Raw genomic sequence first — 15,548 nt, 5'->3', positions numbered from 1 at the left:
TGAAATAAGCAATGAATACAATGAATAAAACAAAGACCGTATCTCCATATTTTGCATTTACTTTATTGCATTCTCTCCAGGTTGGTATAGGAATTCTCGGATATCAACGTGTAATTTTGAAAAATGCAGGTTATGATGCTTGGATTTCTCTTATTATTGCAGGTATTGCAACTCATATTGTACTGTTTTGTATGTTAAAAATGCTTGAAAAAGACGGAGATTTAATTAGTATTCATACAACAACCTTTGGAAAATGGGTTGGCTCTATATTTTCTGTAATTTTCACTCTTTATTGCTTATTATTTTGCCTTACTGTTCTTCGTACATATATAGAAGTGATACAAGTTTGGATTTTCCCTACCATTAAGTTATGGAAACTTACGCTTATGTTTTTATTAGTCACTTACTACATTATAAAAGGTGGCTTCCGTTCTGTGACAGGGATATGTTTTTGGGGTATTGTTCTTCCTATGTTCGTTGTATTCTTTTTAGTCTATCCGATGAAGTATGCACATTTTCGTAATATTTTACCTATTTTTACACATTCACCCTTTGACATGCTTATATCTGCAAAACACTCTGCATTGGAATTTCTAGGGTTTGAAACAATTCTTATCTTTTATCCCTTTATTGAAAAAGGAAAATCTTTAAAAAGATGGGCCCATGCTGGAATTGCTTTTAGCACCTTAATTTATGTAGTTTTAGCTATCGTATCTTTTATGTATTACAGCGAGGGACAATTAAACCGTACTATTTGGCCTACTTTAACGATGTTAAAAATAATTAAAGTTCCTTTTATTCAGCGCTTTGAATATATTATTATTTTCGTTTGGTTTTTAATTATTTTACCAAACCTTTGCTTAACCATTTGGTCATCATGTCAAACGATGAAGCGTTCCTTTCATATTTCATTTAAATTTACATTACCGTTTTTTATTTTCATCATATTTTCAGCTTCTCTGTTCTTCACAAACCGTGAAAGTATCAACACATTAAATACCGTACTATCTCAAGCGGGTTTATATATTGTATACACTTATATCCCGATTTTATTTTTGTTTCATTCACTAAGATGGCACTTCAAAAATCGTTCAAAAAAAACTTCTCCCTAGGTGTCCCTTAGTCTGATACAATTTTATTAATACATTTGTAAAGGGGACAAGCGAATGAAAAAGTATGTATTTTCTTTACTTGCAGTACTAAGCTTAATTCTTGCTGGATGCGGAAGTACTGGTACAAATGACCAAAAATCTTCTGAATCAAAACAAGAAGAACATGACCACGCATCGCACACTCAGCAAGCTGACATTCAAGAGAAAACAAAAGGAGTCGACACACTTCCAACCTTCCTAGATAAGCTTGATCCACAAATGAAAGATATCTACATCGTCGCTGGACAAAATGCAGAGCTATTAGATTGGATTCCATGCTATTGTGGTTGCGGTGAAAGTGTAGGACATAAAAATAATAAAAACTGCTTTATTCGTGAAATTAAAAAGAATGGTGAAGTTGTTTGGGACTCCCATGCAACGACTTGCGTCAATTGCCTAGAAATTGCAGTTGAATCTGCTTCCATGAAACAAAAAGGAAAATCAACGCTTGAAATTCGTAACTATATCGATAATAAATACAAAGAAGGCTATGGCAAACCAACACCTACGCCAATGCCAAAAGCTTAAAAAACGAGGGAATTCCTCGTTTTTTCTTTTCATTCTCATTTTTTCTTAACAAATTCTTTCAAGTGTATTTCTCCTTACTTATCACACACTATATATAACTCTCGGTAAGGAGGGTACACAGTGCAAACATATAACGACTATGATAAAGCTCTCTATTACACGTATTGCTGTAATTGGGATAAATTACTCGTTCTCATGGTTCAAACGAACGATCAATTATTTTCTAAGCGTATTGAGCATTTTTTACACGCTTATCAATACAGCAAGGAACTGCCAGAAGTTGATAAACAATTGCAGCTCCTATTTCAATATATTGACCACGCATCCCAAAAGTCGCATGTAGAAGAAGTAGAACAAATTCAAATGTAAACTATAGCGCTATTCTCTTCCGGAGAATGGCGCTTTTTTTAAATTTTTATATCAATAAAAGTTTCTCCTCATAAAACTTTTATTGATAAACATATTTTTTCTTTCTTTTCCATACCACTTCATACTATAATTTAGTATGTAACTATTATAAGAGAGGTATAAAATATGGGACGAGAAAAAAAGCAAGAATATGCTTTACTTACCGCATGGGGAGCTTCTTTTATCGCTACACTGGGAAGTCTTTATTTTTCCGAAATCATAAAATTTGAGCCTTGTGTACTTTGTTGGTATCAACGTATTTTTATGTATCCATTCGTTTTATGGCTCGGTATCGCTGTAGCAAAAAAAGATTATCGCATCGCAAGTTATTCTTTACCAATTGCAAGTATTGGTGCTTGTATTTCTTTATATCACTATGCAATTCAAAAAGTCCCAGCGTTTTCAGCTGCTGGAGCAGCTTGCGGTCGTGTACCCTGCACCGGAGAATTTATAAACTGGTTTGGTTTTATTACAATCCCGTTTTTAGCACTTATCGGCTTTATTACAATCGCTGTTTGTAGCTTTATTGTCATCAAAAACAAATAAGGAGATGAAAGAATGAAAAAAATGCTTATATTTGGTGGTATTATTATCGCCTTGTTCGTAGCAATTTTCGCTGTCACACAAATGGAAGAAAAAAATGCTACTAGCCAAAAGATTGATAATCCTACTGAAAGTAAGACAAACGGTCCTGACTACTACACAAATAAAATCTCTCTTTCAGATCTTCAAAAGAACTTAAAAGAGAAAAAAGAAGAAACAGTATACTTTTATCAAACATCTTGCGTTCATTGCCAAAAATTATCTCCTGTCCTAGTGCCAATGGCTAAAGACTTAAACGTTGATATGAAAGTTATGGATATTGAAAAATTAGATGCTCCTTGGGATGAATATAAAATTCAAGGAACACCAACAATCATTCATTTTAAAGATGGCAAAGAAGTGAGCCGTATTAGCGGTGAACAGCCGAAAGATAAATTAAAAGAATGGCTTGAGCAAACGAAAAAGTAACTAGAAAAGGAAACTCCTTCTACACATGAAATGGGTGTAAAATCCCACACTAATGTATAAGGAGGGGGTTTTATGCCAGAAGTAAGATGTTCTGTTTCCAACTGTTCTTTTTGGGGACAAGGTAACTTTTGTCAAGCAAGTGCGATCATCGTTCAGCCTGATGCAGATGAAACTGGTCAAACTGAAAATGATTCATATACAGCTGCTGTTTTAACAAACGAGACGCTAGAAAGTCCTGTAGCAACGAGTGTAGAAACTTGTTGTCATACATTTAAGCCTAAATATTAAACAAAAAAAGCATGCGATTAATCGTATGCTTTTTACATTCCCCTCCAAAAATCATGCATAATAAAAAAGTACAAAATAACGAGAACGGCCGTCCCGCATAAGGTAATGCGCCGATATATACTCTTCTCTCCTTCCCTCGCTTTCACAAACGCCCAAATAAATCCGAAGAACAATATTAAATCAACATATGGAACATAAAAAGAAAAGACGAGAAACGCATATAAATACACGATAAATAAACAGGTCGTTACTAAAAAAACTTTAAACGCAAATTCACTTTTCATAATATAACCGCCCCCTATCTGTACTGTATTATATTCAGCAAAATATAATAGTTGCAGTTAAACTCCAAGTATAAATAAGCTACCGTCTATAAAACGGTAGCCATTACGGAACATTGTATTTCCGTTTATATATATTACTTAAAATTGAAGAAGGAATTTGCTCGTAACGAATTTTCTCTCCTGTTTCATCTATAATATACAAATTGTTTCCTATATAATATATTCCATCTTTTCGTTTTGAGTACACTGGATATCTTTCATTTGGCAATACCGTTTTCACTTTTGTTAACTGTCCATTTGGTTCTTGCCAATATATATCCGCGCGGTCTACTAGCGTAAGTACTCCAATTTGTTCTTCTTCTATTTTCCGACTATTCCAGCTCACAACGCGATAACCAAGCTTATTCGCTTCATATTCGGGGCTCGTATGAAAACGAGAAATGATTACTTTTGTTTGTAATTGTACTCTGTCATATAACCATTGTATATCCCTGTCATGCATGCGAATACAACCATTTGATTCCCTACTTCCAATCGTCCATTCCCGATTTGTCCCGTGAATCGCATATTCATTCTTATCTAGTCCAAGCCACCTCGTACCGAGAGGATTATTCGGTGCACCCCCAGGTATTTTTTTTCGATGGTATTCTTTATTTTTAAATTTAGTTATAATACAAAAGTTACCTTCAGGCGTAGGTGTACGATCTCTTCCAGTCGTTACTGGAAATGTTTTTGTATAATTTCCATTCTCAAAAAAAGACAACTGATTTGTCGTAAGATTCACTAATATTAAATGATCTGTATTAGCAAAAGCACTAACCGGTAGGATGAAAAATAATAGTATGACGAAACATAACTTTTTCAGCTATATCCCCCCTAGCGCTCACTATAATAAGTGGAATTAACATTACTTTGCTCTTATAAATGAAAACTATCCATTTACAATAACGCCCCCATTTACATGTATCATTTGTCCAGTAACATAAGAAGAATCACCAGACGCTAAATATACGTATGCCGGCGCTAACTCATATGGTTGACCAGGCCTTTGCATTGGGACATTGCTCCCAAACTGAGAGACTTTCTTCTCATCAAAGCTCGATGGAATAAGCGGTGTCCAAATCGGTCCTGGTGCAACACCATTTACCCGAATCCCTTTTTGCACTAACGATTGAGAAAGTGATCTTGTAAAAGCTACGATTGCTCCTTTCGTCGCGGAATAATCAATTAACGTTTCATTTCCTTCATATGCAACGATAGATGCCGTATTTATAATGACATCCCCTTTCTTCAAATGAGAAAGGGCTGCTTTCGCAACGTGAAAATAAGAAAAAATATTAATACGAAAAGTCTTTTCTAGCTGTTCTGCTGTAATATACTCTAGTCCTTGCTGCGGATATTGCTGCGCGACATTATTTACTAAAACCTGTAAACTACCTAGCTGCTGGACGGTCTCTTGAACAACATCTTTACAATGCTGTTCATCACTTAAATCACCCGGCAACAATACACACTTTACACCTTCTTTCTCAACATATTGCTTCGTCTCATTAGCATCTTCTTCCTCATCTAAATAAGCAATCGCAACATTTGCTCCTTCTTTTGCAAAAGCGATGGAAACTGCTCGTCCAATTCCGCTATCTCCCCCTGTAATTAATACATTCTTTCCTTTTAACTTTTCGCTACCTTTATAATTGGGATCTTCAAACTGTGGTAGAGGATTCATTAATGATTCAATACCAGGCTGCTTATTTTGATGTTGCGCAGGCATTGTTATAAAGTTTTTTTGCTGTGGCATAGCTGCTTTCAACTCCTTTTCCTTAGCATGTGCACAATAAAAAGCTGAAATTCACACATCGGTTTACGATTAATATTCGAATTTAAGACACAAAATATGAATTGTTATAAACTTTTTATGCAAAACTATTGCAAAATAGATAAAAAACGAATATTATATATAACTGTTGTGAAAATTATTCGTAAACAGAAAGGATGTTTATATGTTTAACCTTTCAAAACATAAAACTTCTATTAAAACTGAAATTATGGCAGGTATTATTACCTTCTTAACAATGGCATATATCATTGTCGTAAACCCTGTTATCCTTGGAGATGCAGGTGTTCCATTTGAACAAGCATTTACAGCAACAATTATTGCTGCTGTTGTCGGAACATTATTTATGGCAATCTTTACAAACTTACCAATCGCAATCGCGCCAGGTATGGGATTAAATGCTTACTTCTCTTACTCTGTTGTAAAAGCGCATGAAGGCATGACTTTCGCAATTGCATTCTCTGCTGTATTCGTAGCAGGTATGATTTTAATTTTGCTATCATTTACATCTTTCCGTACAAAATTAATGGAAGCAATTCCTGAAAACTTAAAACATGCAATTACTGCTGGTATCGGGTTATTTATCGCCTTTATCGGTTTACGATTAACTGGTATCGTTACAAAAAATGATGCAAACTTAGTTGGACTTGGTGATCTTCACTCTGCTCCAGTTCTACTAGCATTAGCTGGACTTGGAATTACTATTATCCTTATGTCTTTAAATGTAAATGGCGCACTATTTATCGGTATGCTATTAACTGGTATTATCGCTTTCTTCACAGGACAATTAACATTCTCAAACGGTGTTACATCAATGCCTGGATTACCAGAAGGAATTATCGTTTCAAATCCAATTACTGCTGTATCTGACGTAATTAACTACGGATTATACGGCGTTGTATTTTCATTCTTCCTTGTTACATTATTTGATACAACAGGTACATTACTTGGGGTAGCTCAACAAGGTGGATTTATGAAAGACGGAAAACTCCCAAAAGCTGGACGAGCTCTTCTATCTGACTCATTCTCAGCAACTATTGGTTCTATGTTCGGAACGACACCATCAACAGCTTACATTGAATCATCTGCTGGTGTTGCAGCTGGTGGTCGTACTGGTTTAACAACTGTTACAGTAGCTGTTCTATTCGCACTAGCAGCATTCTTCGGACCATTAGTAAGTGCTGTCTCTGGTGTATCAGCTATTACTGCTCCATCATTAATTATCGTTGGTAGTCTTATGATGGGTTCAGTTCGCCACATCGATTGGGACGCATTTGATGAAGCATTCCCAGCATTTTTAGTAATCTTAAGCATGCCTCTTACATCAAGTATCGCAACAGGTATCGCACTTGGATTTATTTCATATCCACTTATGAAAGTGGCAAAAGGTAAATTCCGTGCTGTTCACCCACTTGTATATGTATTTGGAATTTTGTTTGCTTATCAATTGATATTCTTACCACATTAAAAAAGTAGAGCATCGAAATCCGATGCTCTACTTTTCTTTTACAACAATCATTCAAACTATAAAGGCACCTCCAAAATATGAAGAAGGTTATAACCTTTTAATACTTCTCTTCTACCTTTAATTCTTTACTATACTTTTGAATGAAAACTGATGAAATAACCATTACTATGCCCACACTAAAACCAATAAGTTGATCTATTAACATTTCATCATGAATAAACCAGCGAAGTAAAAATACGCTACCAAAAATAAACATCATAATAAACCCAGTATGCCTAAGTCCTTTATAGACATTTTCCATATGTATCACCTCTTCACATAATATTATCCATATTACACCATACAACCATCGAGTAACCGTATCGTCCTCTGACAATATGCAGCTACCTTTTGATCATGTGTAACAACTAGCACTGTTTTTCCTTCTTTATTAATCTCTTGTAAAATACTCATAATTTTCTCCCCATTTTCTTGATCAAGAGCACCAGTCGGTTCATCAGCAAGTATAATTTTTGTATCTTGTGCTAAAGCCCTTGCTATTGCTGTTCTTTGCTGTTCTCCTCCTGATAACTCGTAAGGATATTTGTTAATATGCCTCTCAAGCCCTACCATTTTCAGCATTTCTTTTGATATTTGCATACGTTTCTTATGAGAAATTCTTCTATATATAAGCGGAAGCATTACATTTTCAACAACTGTATAATCATCTAATAGCGAAAAGTTCTGAAACACAAATCCAACTTCCGTGTTTCTATACTTATGATAATTTGACTTGAATGTACTCGTATCCATTCCATCTAAAAAATACTTTCCAGTAGAGGGGCTATCAATTAAGCCAATAATGTTAAGCAAGGTTGATTTCCCAGAACCAGATGGTCCCATAATGGCTATCATTTCGCCTTTTTCTATTGTAAGATTAATATCTTGTAAAGCACTAAAATTACTCTTTCCGTATCCCTTAGCCACATTTGCGAGCTGAATCATCTATAACACCTCTTTCATATATGTATTTTTTATTTTTAGTACATTGAAATAAATGATTGCATATATAACGAGGATCATTACAATTGATAAAGCACCTATAACAACCAATGATTCTATAGAGACTTTTAACGTTCCAAAGAAAGATACTATACTATTTTCTAGCCCTTTCTGAATTTCAATTACTCCGCTATTCTCCCATTGAAAATACATTATGCCTATACATATCGCTAAAACGAATAGCAACATATACTCAATAATAAATGGAAGACATATTTGAAAAGTGCTTGCACCTAACGCTGACCTAATAGAAATATTTTTACGCTCCATATAAAGTGCTGCCATTGATGTTAATACAATAGATAGAAATGAAAAAAAAAAGACTGTACCGCTTAATAATAAGGGGGATGACATATTATCAATACCTTGTTTTTCGTTTTCTAACAATTTATTCGGATTTGTAACATAATACGAATAACCCTTACCTTCTGTTACCTTTAATACTTTCTTTTGAAGTTCATTTATATTTATCTTCTCATTTGTTTCTATAATTAACCCATTGTATAAAAGTTCTACACTATAGAACTCTATTTCTTCTGTTCCAATTGGTAAAATCGCCATGTCATCTAATAATGTAATACGATTATCCGATATTTCACCACTTCGAGGATATGTAAATGGTGAATTTTTTTCTAAAAAACCAATTACTTTTAGCTTCATTTTTCCAGATGGTATAACATCACCAATAGATACCTTTTCTATATAATTAGCCCCTAATATAACAGGTCTAATATCAAATACTGATTTATGAAATTCCGATTCCTCAAAATATCTTCCTTGTGAAATTCGTATACGAAAGTACTTATTAATATCTTTATCAACAATAAGAGTCTTTATCGTTCCATTTTCTTTTTTTAAACTAAGTGAATAGTTACGGAACAGATAATTAGTTTTATTTGTTATTGGTATCATATTAGATAACCCTTGCATGAAATGTTGATAATCATTTTTCGCTTTTTCTTCGCTAAACAAGGTTATATCTTGCGTCGCATAAAGTTCATAGAAATTTTTATGAGTCGATAAATTATTTGCTACCGTCATCATTTTTCGATATCCCGAAAGATTACTAACAAATTCTATTGCTGAAGAAAATGCAATAATTAAAGAAATTACTATAATCAAACTTGGTAACAACCGTTTTTTCACAGACCGTATAGAATCAAATATAAAAAACATGACGACCTCCTACGTTCTTAAATGTTTTCCGGGATATATATTTATAATGTGCTTGATTGGAATTACAGTAACAAAAATTGTAAGAAAAATTATAAAAATAACATTGCATATCAATACATATAGTGTTAACGGTTTTACTAAGTATGTCTGAAAATAAGTATGAATTGTTCCCGAAAATATTTCTAACGTAATAAAAACTAAGAACATCGCTGCTAGAGAAATAAACAAAATTTGAATATATAGTTCGCAGTAGATAGATATATTAGAAGCACCTACTGCTTTTTTTAATGAAATCTCTCTTTCTTTTTTATAAATCCAAAATAAAACCGCAGAAATGCCAGAAACAATTGCAACAAGAATAAATTTATAATAATACTTATTTGCTGGATCTATATGTGTCACATGTAGTTCCTGAAGATCTCGTTCATTCAGTATTTGAACATCTCCCGAAAGCACTTCTTTACTCCTACCCATAAACTTTTTTATTTCGTTATGAATAGATGATGTAGGATTAACAACTGTTAATTGTAATTGTTTACTCGCGATAATACCTTTTTTAGATATAGTAGGTAAGTTTTGAAGTGGAACGTATATGCCTGCTACACCGACGTCACTGTCTTTTCTTGATATAGTTCCTATTTTTTTATATGTATCATCAAATTCATATAACTCCTCTACATTCGTTTGATCGCCAACAACCATATCGTTTACATTTTCACGATGAAAATATTGTCCTTCAGAAATATATGGCTTCCAATAATAATCATCTTTTAAATTCACAGCTATGATCTTTGTTGCCCCTGAACTATTTAATGCTTTTAAATGCTCTACATAAATATCACTTTTAACAAAAGTATCTTGTATGAAAGGAATTATCTCTTCCAATTCAGTTGCATTCGCTATCGGAACAGTTAAAACTTGGTTCTTCTCTGGAAAACCGATTTGAAAAGCAGATATAAAGTTTCGTTTAGACTCTGTTAAAAGTGCGGCTATTGATATAGAAAGAAAAGAAATAAAAAATGACATAAGGAGAATTAAGAAAAACAGTTTATTGCTTTTTATATTTTTAAAAGCTAGGTACATGTCTGTGCTCCTTTTAAATAAGAAGGAGATGATGAACATCCCCTTCTCCTTATCTAAATATTTATAAAGACAACTGTTTAATGCTTTTTACCACTGCAATCGTAAGTTACCATTACTATCAAAAGTACCTTTGTGTGTATCTTCTTGATAGTCATTATTCTCATTTGCATAATGCTCCGAGTATAGTCCTTTTGCACCAAAGGCGTTATATGCACCATTACTCACAGTTGCGTTTAATGCTCTTCCAGATTCATGGGATCCTAATTTGTCTGAAGCGCTTTCAATATATGAATTATTTCCATTTGATTTAATAAAAGAAATTGCTACTGAACAACGAGATGCATTTTGATTCGTAGTAGTTTGAGCTCTGTAAGATAGTAGGTTACCGCTTTTGTGACCGCTTAGAGTTGGATAGAATGCACTTGTTGGATGTTGCTAATAATACTAAAGTCGTAATTGAAAAAACTTTTCCTTTCATTAACAATCACCTCATAAATTTAATAGTTTAGTAGCGCTACATCATCATAATATCCTTCAAATAAATTCTCCTCAACAAGAAACCCCGGTGTTTTACAAACTCTTTAAACACTTAAACATTCATACATTTTTAAAAAGTAACGGATAAGCAAGCAATACAAAAAAGGCTGCAGAGAATTTCTTCTCCGCAGCCTAATACTTATTTTTGCAAGAACGCCTTTAAATCTGCAAACTGTCTCTTTGCATCTTCATAGCCTTGCTCGTATAAATTTTGTAGTTTTGCTGTATCTTTTTCCATACGATCTACTTGAAGCGGCACTTCTGGGCGAATAACAAATAAATTACCAGCTTGCTCTTCTTTTTCAATATAGTGAAGTGTTTCATTATACACTTCATAACGATTGAGCATCGTGTTAACAAGATTCGGATATTTTTTATAAGCTTTCGCAGCAACCCACCCAAATCTTGATTTTTTCTTTGCGTAACCGTGATTTCTTGTTAAAATTACGACTGATTTTTTAAATCCATCTTCCTGTGCTTTACGAACTGGAATCGGATCTGAAATCCCACCATCTAATAATTGCTTACCACGGTAATTTACTACCGGTGCAATGAAAGGCAATGAACTAGACGCTTGTAATAAATTTAGCGCATCATCATTCGTTCCTTCTTTTTCAAAATAAACAGATTGCCCAGTTTCACAATCCGTCGTTCCTACAAGGAAACGTTCTGGGCTATTAAAGTATGTTTCAAAATCAAACGGAACATGCTTTTCTGGGATTTCATGAAAAATGAAATCCATATCAAATAGTTGACGTTTTCTCCATAAGTTTTTATACGATAAATATTTCGGATGTGATGCATAATCAATATTGACCGTTTTATTTCTATTTCTTTGTCTGGAAAGATACGACGCTGCATGACAAGCACCAGCTGATACACCGATTACATATGGAAAATATAAATCTTGTTCCATAAAGTATTCTAATATCCCGCCCGTGTACACACCACGCATACCGCCGCCTTCTAATACTAACCCCGTATTTTCAAGCATGTTACTCTCTCCTCTATATATATTGACTCTTTAATTATTCACCATGTTAAGTATCTTTTTCTATTATATATGAGTTCTTTCAGAAATTATATTTAAAAGACTTGAGAAAAAGGAGTTTTTTCTTCCAATTATATTTCCAAATGATCGGAGACATCCTTTATAAACCTTTGGATAAAGTCTTGCTCTTCTTTCCTATATCCATCTAAAAGTAACAACCACTTTTCTTCAGCTTGCTTATGCAATTTTTCATGAGCTTTATATATTTCATTCCCACTTTCCGTTAAGCGGAAGAAGATTTCTTTTTGATTATCTAACATTTGCATCTTCTCAACGAATTGCTTTTGAAACAACTTTGTACAAATTTTAGAGATTGCTCCCTTCGTCATGCCCATTTCTGTCGTAATTGCCGTTACATTCATCAAACCATTTTTTCCGATACATTCGATTACATGTAACTCAGATAAAGACATACTACTTACGCCTGTCTCACGAAGAAACTTCTCATTTTGTCGTTTTAAATATTCTTCTTTTTTATGCAAAAGTGTACGAATGTCCGAAAGTATTTCCATTTGCTTCGTTGCATGCTTCAATCCGTTCCCCTCCTAAGTTTCCAAAGAAACAATTTAACTATATACCATTTTAAAACCATTTTTTCATCTTTACAAGTAAGAAAATCATGTTAAAATAAATTTAGTTTCCAAGGAAACTAAATCACAAGGAGGTTAACATGATGAAAAAATCTAAACTAACTCTTATTTTATATGTTGTCTGTATTAGTGCCTTATTCGGTTCCTTCGCGCAAAATATTTACACACCTATCTTACCGATGATTCAAAATTCTTTTCACACTTCTCTTTATCTTGTAAATGTAACAGTTTCACTTTTCACATTCGTTCTTGCAATTATGCAGCTCGTATATGGACCTTTAATTGATACAAAAGGAAGAAAATCTGTCCTTATTCCTAGTTTAGTCATTAGTACAATTGGTTCAATCGGATGTGCTTTTTCGGCAAACATTTATTTATTTCTCTTTTTTAGAGCTGTTCAAGCTATAGGAATAGCGGCTATACCTGTAGTTTCAGCAACGATTATCGGCGATTTATTTGAAGGAAAAGAACGCGGAGAAGCGATGAGCCTATACCAAATGTTACTTGCCCTCGCACCTGCAATGGCTCCACTCATAGGTGGTTATCTTGGCAGTATACATGGTCACTTATCTGTATTTCTCTTTTTATCTACACTTGGCATTATCTTATTAATTATAAACATTTCACTACTTCCAGAAACAAAGCCAAATGTAATTAAGCGGTCTAAAGCACAAAAGAATTACTCTCTTATCTTAAAAAATAAAACTGGATTTTCTATTACTCTTATTGGCTTCATTCAATTTTGTATTTACTTTTGCTTTCTCGTTTTTTTACCGAGCATTTTAGCAAATTCATTTCATTTAGCTGCAAATGAAATTGGTCTTATGTTTGTGCCAATGTCTCTTTCTATCATGCTAGGAAGTTTTTGCTACAAGTTTTTGCAAAAACGCCTCACAACAAAGCCAACTTTATTTATTACGAGTTTCTTCAATATTATATGTGTCTTTTTATTCTCTTTCACATATAACATCAATATCCCATTCATCATTATCGTTACATCTTTGTACGGTTGTAGTATGGGACTTTCTATGCCAACTCACACTACTTTATTAACAGAAGAATTCGTACAAGAACGTGCAACAGCTATCGGTATATACAACTTCATCCGCTATCTTGGTATGGGTACAGGGCCACTTATAGGTGGATTTCTTTTATTTAACCAAAATTACTTTTGGATTTTCTTCCTAGGCGCAATTATGTTTTTACTTGTAATCTTATATGCAATGAAAATGCTAAGTTTTCATGCTGTACAAAAATTAAAATAGAGCCCCCAAAATGTCGGCTCTATTTTACCCTCTTTGATCCGCAACAATATGAATATCCATATACTTTGTTTGTCTCATAATTTCATTTACAATAGAGCCTTTTCGTATTTCTTCCCACCTTGTTCTTGCAGATTGTCCAAGTAAAATTTGCGTCACTTGTAATCTTCTTGCGACTTCAATAATAACATCCGCTGGTTTTCTCCCTTTCGCCTCTTCTAATACAAAACTCGCATCAAATTGATTGGTTAACGATTTCCACTCTTCAATCGTCTGCTTTTTTCCAGCTGAAATAGAATTTATATTTTCCCTCTCAACGTTTAATACGTACAATTCAGCATTTAACCGATCAGCCATGCGCCATCCCCGTCTTATTAATTTCTCCGCTGTTGAACTGTATTGTACACAAACAAGAATTTTTTCTTTTACGCCAATTGGTTCTATTACTGTTTGGCTAATTTTCTCGTCCATATCATCGGCAACCTCGCGAAGTGATAATTCCCTAAGTGCTCCTAAATTATTAAGTGTAAAGAAATTTTGTAAACTTTGCTGAATTTTTTCTTCTTTATATATCTTTCCGTCTATTAGTCTCTTCCTTAATACCTCGGGCGTTGCATCAACGAGCTGAATTTCATTTGCTTTTTGCAAAATAAAATCTGGAATACGTTCTCGTACTTTTACATTCGTAATTTGAGCTACGATATCATGAACGCTTTCTAAATGTTGAATGTTAAACGCTGATAATACCGATATACCAGCCTCTAACAATTCCTGCACATCTATATAACGTTTCTTATGTTTAGAACCAGGAACATTACTATGCGCAAGTTCATCCACTACGACTACTTGCGGCGCGCGTTTTTTTATTCCTTCCACATCAAGCTCATAAAATACCTTTCCTTTATACTGTATTTCTTTCAAAGGAACTTTTTCTAAATCAGCAATTGCTTCTTCCGTCTCTTTTCTTCCATGCGTTTCAATTAAACCAATTACAATATCAATTCCATCTTTTTTCATTTCCCTTGCATCAAAGAGCATTTTATAACTTTTTCCTACGCCTGGAGCTGCTCCGACATATAACTTTAACTTTCCCCGATTTTGCTGACGAATATATTCTAAATATTCCTCTGGTGTTCGCCTTTGAAAAGTCGGTTTATAGTCATCTGCATACAAAACATTCACAACCTTTCTTTCGAAACAACGCTACCTCAATCCATTAGATTGAGGTAGCACTGTTACTATTTCAGTAGTTTCTGTAATTCTAAATTTAACTTTAAAACGTTCACGCGATCTTCTCCAAATAAACCAAGTGCTGCACCTTCTGTTTGATCTTTAATCAACTGATCCAGCGATTCTTTCGGGATTCTCGTTAATTTCGAGATGCGCTCTACCTGTACGGAAGCCGCCTTTGGACTAATATCCGGATCTAGCCCTGAACCTGAATTTGTCACTAAATCTATCGGTACTTCTGTGACTGGAACAGTGGGATTTTGTTTCTTCCACTCTTCAATACTTTTCTCTACTCGCTTTACTAAATCTGGATTAGATGGTGCATAGTTATTTGAACCAGATGCTTCTGCCTTATATTCAATACTAGAAACACGCCCTTGAAAATAACGTGGATCCGTGAAGTTTTGCCCGATTAATTTAGAACCAATCACTTCATTTTTATCATTATATATTAGACTTCCATCCGCATTATCCTTCATCACTGCTTGTGCAATACCAGTAACAATAAGTGGGTATACAAGTCCACACAACACTAGAAATGTAAAAGTAATACGGATAATTGGTGATAGTATACTTTGTTTCTTTTCCATCTTTTTCCCCTCTTCC

19 protein-coding genes and 1 pseudogene are annotated in these 15,548 nt (G+C 34.0%); 8 read left to right on the top strand and 12 right to left on the bottom strand.

The genetic code is table 11. From position 1 onward, the window contains the following. Window positions 1–11 precede the first annotated feature (11 nt). The 6 genes from DN407_RS03980 (at window position 12) to DN407_RS03955 (ending at window position 3,386) form a co-directional block, all read left to right on the top strand. The gene (locus DN407_RS03980; RefSeq protein WP_149216033.1) at window positions 12–1,112 is read left to right on the top strand and encodes a GerAB/ArcD/ProY family transporter; all 1,101 of its coding nucleotides are present in this window, start codon (window positions 12–14) and stop codon (window positions 1,110–1,112) included. A 54-nt stretch (window positions 1,113–1,166) separates the two neighbouring features. After that, on the top strand, window positions 1,167–1,679 hold the full coding sequence (locus DN407_RS03975) for a PCYCGC domain-containing protein (protein ID WP_149216032.1): 513 nt from the start codon (window positions 1,167–1,169) through the stop codon (window positions 1,677–1,679). 120 nt (window positions 1,680–1,799) lie between these two features. Beyond that, window positions 1,800–2,048 (top strand): YhdB family protein, encoded by a 249-nt coding sequence (locus DN407_RS03970; protein ID WP_001195459.1) that lies wholly within the window; start codon window positions 1,800–1,802, stop codon window positions 2,046–2,048. Window positions 2,049–2,213: 165 nt separating this feature from the next. After that, window positions 2,214–2,633, top strand: a complete 420-nt coding sequence (locus DN407_RS03965) for a disulfide formation protein C (protein ID WP_149216031.1) — start codon at window positions 2,214–2,216, stop codon at window positions 2,631–2,633. Between the two features lie 12 nt (window positions 2,634–2,645). Then, window positions 2,646–3,098: a thioredoxin family protein gene (locus tag DN407_RS03960; RefSeq protein WP_000738450.1), complete on the top strand. Its 453-nt coding sequence runs from the start codon at window positions 2,646–2,648 to the stop codon at window positions 3,096–3,098. A 72-nt stretch (window positions 3,099–3,170) separates the two neighbouring features. Next, the gene (locus tag DN407_RS03955) at window positions 3,171–3,386 is read left to right on the top strand and encodes a DUF1540 domain-containing protein (protein WP_001115480.1); all 216 of its coding nucleotides are present in this window, start codon (window positions 3,171–3,173) and stop codon (window positions 3,384–3,386) included. A 32-nt stretch (window positions 3,387–3,418) separates the two neighbouring features. On the opposite strand, the gene DN407_RS03950 is transcribed toward DN407_RS03955, so the two are convergent. The 3 genes from DN407_RS03950 to DN407_RS03940 all read right to left on the bottom strand — a co-directional run bounded on the left by DN407_RS03950 (window position 3,419) and on the right by DN407_RS03940 (window position 5,468). Then, window positions 3,419–3,670 (bottom strand): hypothetical protein, encoded by a 252-nt coding sequence (locus tag DN407_RS03950; RefSeq protein WP_000834195.1) that lies wholly within the window; start codon window positions 3,668–3,670, stop codon window positions 3,419–3,421. A gap of 103 nt (window positions 3,671–3,773) precedes the next feature. Then, on the bottom strand, window positions 3,774–4,535 hold the full coding sequence (locus tag DN407_RS03945) for a L,D-transpeptidase (RefSeq protein ID WP_025118307.1): 762 nt from the start codon (window positions 4,533–4,535) through the stop codon (window positions 3,774–3,776). Window positions 4,536–4,601: 66 nt separating this feature from the next. Continuing rightward, window positions 4,602–5,468 carry an SDR family oxidoreductase gene (locus DN407_RS03940; protein ID WP_001136259.1) on the bottom strand — a complete coding sequence of 289 codons (867 nt, stop codon included), beginning with the start codon at window positions 5,466–5,468 and terminating at the stop codon, window positions 4,602–4,604. A gap of 202 nt (window positions 5,469–5,670) precedes the next feature. Between DN407_RS03940 and DN407_RS03935 the strand changes: the two genes are divergently transcribed. Further along, complete coding sequence (locus DN407_RS03935) at window positions 5,671–6,972, top strand: NCS2 family permease (RefSeq protein WP_000482710.1); 1,302 nt, start codon at window positions 5,671–5,673, stop codon at window positions 6,970–6,972. Window positions 6,973–7,069: 97 nt separating this feature from the next. On the opposite strand, the gene DN407_RS03930 is transcribed toward DN407_RS03935, so the two are convergent. The 7 genes and pseudogenes from DN407_RS03930 to DN407_RS03900 form a co-directional block, all read right to left on the bottom strand. Beyond that, window positions 7,070–7,273 carry a hypothetical protein gene (locus DN407_RS03930; RefSeq protein ID WP_000432806.1) on the bottom strand — a complete coding sequence of 68 codons (204 nt, stop codon included), beginning with the start codon at window positions 7,271–7,273 and terminating at the stop codon, window positions 7,070–7,072. 32 nt (window positions 7,274–7,305) lie between these two features. Next, window positions 7,306–7,956 carry an ABC transporter ATP-binding protein gene (locus tag DN407_RS03925; RefSeq protein ID WP_000615295.1) on the bottom strand — a complete coding sequence of 217 codons (651 nt, stop codon included), beginning with the start codon at window positions 7,954–7,956 and terminating at the stop codon, window positions 7,306–7,308. Beyond that, window positions 7,957–9,189 carry an ABC transporter permease gene (locus DN407_RS03920; RefSeq protein WP_149216030.1) on the bottom strand — a complete coding sequence of 411 codons (1,233 nt, stop codon included), beginning with the start codon at window positions 9,187–9,189 and terminating at the stop codon, window positions 7,957–7,959. Window positions 9,190–9,198: 9 nt separating this feature from the next. After that, window positions 9,199–10,272: an ABC transporter permease gene (locus DN407_RS03915; RefSeq protein WP_087966347.1), complete on the bottom strand. Its 1,074-nt coding sequence runs from the start codon at window positions 10,270–10,272 to the stop codon at window positions 9,199–9,201. 87 nt (window positions 10,273–10,359) lie between these two features. Next, window positions 10,360–10,750, bottom strand: a pseudogene (locus DN407_RS03910) (hypothetical protein). A 198-nt stretch (window positions 10,751–10,948) separates the two neighbouring features. Continuing rightward, window positions 10,949–11,803 carry a patatin-like phospholipase family protein gene (locus tag DN407_RS03905; protein WP_000892680.1) on the bottom strand — a complete coding sequence of 285 codons (855 nt, stop codon included), beginning with the start codon at window positions 11,801–11,803 and terminating at the stop codon, window positions 10,949–10,951. A gap of 128 nt (window positions 11,804–11,931) precedes the next feature. Next, window positions 11,932–12,393, bottom strand: a complete 462-nt coding sequence (locus tag DN407_RS03900; protein ID WP_065704854.1) for a MarR family transcriptional regulator — start codon at window positions 12,391–12,393, stop codon at window positions 11,932–11,934. A gap of 140 nt (window positions 12,394–12,533) precedes the next feature. On the opposite strand from DN407_RS03900, the gene DN407_RS03895 reads away from it, so the two are divergent. Further along, the gene (locus DN407_RS03895; protein WP_098219869.1) at window positions 12,534–13,715 is read left to right on the top strand and encodes an MFS transporter; all 1,182 of its coding nucleotides are present in this window, start codon (window positions 12,534–12,536) and stop codon (window positions 13,713–13,715) included. A gap of 24 nt (window positions 13,716–13,739) precedes the next feature. Here the strand turns inward: DN407_RS03895 and kdpDN are convergent, their stop codons facing one another. Together kdpDN and kdpC are read right to left on the bottom strand one after the other, a co-directional pair. Beyond that, window positions 13,740–14,894 (bottom strand): KdpD-like non-kinase potassium sensor, encoded by a 1,155-nt coding sequence (kdpDN, locus tag DN407_RS03890; protein WP_149216029.1) that lies wholly within the window; start codon window positions 14,892–14,894, stop codon window positions 13,740–13,742. Window positions 14,895–14,950: 56 nt separating this feature from the next. Continuing rightward, window positions 14,951–15,532: a K(+)-transporting ATPase subunit C gene (gene kdpC, locus DN407_RS03885; RefSeq protein WP_065704859.1), complete on the bottom strand. Its 582-nt coding sequence runs from the start codon at window positions 15,530–15,532 to the stop codon at window positions 14,951–14,953. Window positions 15,533–15,548 lie beyond the last annotated feature (16 nt).

The organism is Bacillus sp. JAS24-2, assembly GCF_008274905.1.
GTDB lineage: Bacteria > Bacillota > Bacilli > Bacillales > Bacillaceae_G > Bacillus_A > Bacillus_A cereus.
Note: the sequence above shows the minus strand (reverse complement) of the source record. Positions and strands in the feature narration are given on the sequence as shown.

Excerpts from the sequence above, each read along its gene's own strand:
- DN407_RS03940 (WP_001136259.1), bottom strand. The coding sequence starts at position 5,468 with ATGCCACAGCAAAAAAACTTTATAACAATGCCTGCGCAACATCAAAAT.
- DN407_RS03915 (WP_087966347.1), bottom strand. The coding sequence starts at position 10,272 with ATGTACCTAGCTTTTAAAAATATAAAAAGCAATAAACTGTTTTTCTTA.
- DN407_RS03960 (WP_000738450.1), top strand. The coding sequence starts at position 2,646 with ATGAAAAAAATGCTTATATTTGGTGGTATTATTATCGCCTTGTTCGTA.
- DN407_RS03905 (WP_000892680.1), bottom strand. The coding sequence starts at position 11,803 with ATGCTTGAAAATACGGGGTTAGTATTAGAAGGCGGCGGTATGCGTGGT.
- DN407_RS03935 (WP_000482710.1), top strand. The coding sequence starts at position 5,671 with ATGTTTAACCTTTCAAAACATAAAACTTCTATTAAAACTGAAATTATG.
- DN407_RS03925 (WP_000615295.1), bottom strand. The coding sequence starts at position 7,956 with ATGATTCAGCTCGCAAATGTGGCTAAGGGATACGGAAAGAGTAATTTT.
- DN407_RS03920 (WP_149216030.1), bottom strand. The coding sequence starts at position 9,189 with ATGTTTTTTATATTTGATTCTATACGGTCTGTGAAAAAACGGTTGTTA.
- DN407_RS03950 (WP_000834195.1), bottom strand. The coding sequence starts at position 3,670 with ATGAAAAGTGAATTTGCGTTTAAAGTTTTTTTAGTAACGACCTGTTTA.
- DN407_RS03980 (WP_149216033.1), top strand. The coding sequence starts at position 12 with ATGAATACAATGAATAAAACAAAGACCGTATCTCCATATTTTGCATTT.
- DN407_RS03965 (WP_149216031.1), top strand. The coding sequence starts at position 2,214 with ATGGGACGAGAAAAAAAGCAAGAATATGCTTTACTTACCGCATGGGGA.
- DN407_RS03895 (WP_098219869.1), top strand. The coding sequence starts at position 12,534 with ATGAAAAAATCTAAACTAACTCTTATTTTATATGTTGTCTGTATTAGT.
- DN407_RS03930 (WP_000432806.1), bottom strand. The coding sequence starts at position 7,273 with ATGGAAAATGTCTATAAAGGACTTAGGCATACTGGGTTTATTATGATG.
- kdpC (WP_065704859.1), bottom strand. The coding sequence starts at position 15,532 with ATGGAAAAGAAACAAAGTATACTATCACCAATTATCCGTATTACTTTT.
- DN407_RS03955 (WP_001115480.1), top strand. The coding sequence starts at position 3,171 with ATGCCAGAAGTAAGATGTTCTGTTTCCAACTGTTCTTTTTGGGGACAA.
- DN407_RS03975 (WP_149216032.1), top strand. The coding sequence starts at position 1,167 with ATGAAAAAGTATGTATTTTCTTTACTTGCAGTACTAAGCTTAATTCTT.